Origin of the sequence: Aeromonas sp. 1HA1, assembly GCF_029237385.1 — a bacterium.
Lineage (GTDB): Bacteria > Pseudomonadota > Gammaproteobacteria > Enterobacterales > Aeromonadaceae > Aeromonas > Aeromonas popoffii.
Window position 1 is genome coordinate 1 of sequence record NZ_JAACGC010000173.1, and the last position, 1210, is coordinate 1210.

Below are 1210 nucleotides of genomic sequence, written 5' to 3' on the forward strand. Positions count from 1 at the left end.
CAGCACATCGAGCGGGATTATCCGGTCCTTACTGTGTAACTCGCCTTCGGCTCGCACCCAGTCGGGATATTCGGCAGATTCCATCTGCTTACCCTTCTCATAAATGCGGGCGCACTTGCCATTAGCACGAGAGCCCACATAGAAGGAGCAGCCGGAAGAGGCAATCATGCCAAACCGCTTACGCAAGCCGCCGTGAACCTCTGGGATAAACTCGCCGGCTTGAATGGCCATCCACTTTGGGGCCGTGCCCCGAGCTGGATGGAAATGGCCTAATTCCGCCGCATCGACTGCTTTGAGATACGATATAACCGAGCCTGAGTAATCATCCAATGCGAGGTCAACTCGAGTAATACGGATGCCTGGCACCATAGCAATGACACGATGAAGAGCCCCAAAATCCAATCCGTCGCATCCTGCCCCAGTAAAAGAAACCATGCAGCCATGGTTTGCAGCTCCCCAAGCGACAAGCCCGCAAGCAATACCATCAATAAGAATGTCACCGCTGTAGCTGTAGCCGTGAAGGCCCCCGCGACGATGGCGGAGAGAAAAGCGAGGCGCAGGGATCGGGACGCCAACCTGATAATTAAGCTCTTCAATGAATAGCTCCAACTCATTGCAACAAATGGTATCGAGGAACTGCACCCCGTAGGAGTGGATCAAGTCGTTATAGGAGTCCCAATATTTGCCGTCCGGATTGACCTCAAACTCAGAAAAATCGAGCAAGGCAGAGCAGATTGATTTCAGCTCATGATTAATGTCGGCACGGGCCTTGTACTGGGATGCAAGGACTATCTCCATGGCTTCCGTCATGGACGAAGTAATGATGACCGAGCTTTCTGGCTCGGGTTTGGAATAGAGCGGCTCGGGATAAGCAAGCGCCCTCAAATGCTGGTCGGCAGCCTCATAGCGGTTCTTTGGCTCCGACAACGGCTCAGATGGACGGCGATACACCGCGCTACCGGCAGCAAGCTCAGGCAAGGCAGCAGACAGCGCGGAGGATTTGACCTCAAAGCGCGGAATGGCCTTGAGCAAACAGCCCTGCTTGGCAAGCTCGGCGATACGCTTGAGCGGTTCCGGCGTGAAGGTGAAGGACAGGAAATCGATCTTGGTTTTGGCGTTATGACCAGTCATCAAAGAAGACCCCCTGATCATAGAAGCCGCGCCAAGTGGCATCGGTGACTTCGACAGGTACAAAATCGAAATCTGGGTA

General features: G+C 53.9%; 1 protein-coding gene. It reads right to left on the reverse strand.

The annotated features are described in order from the left end of the window. Positions 1–1131: replication initiation factor domain-containing protein (locus tag GWQ22_RS21465; RefSeq protein ID WP_275931623.1), on the reverse strand; the 1131-nt coding region annotated here is incomplete at its 3' end. Between the last annotated feature and the right edge of the window lie 79 nt (positions 1132–1210).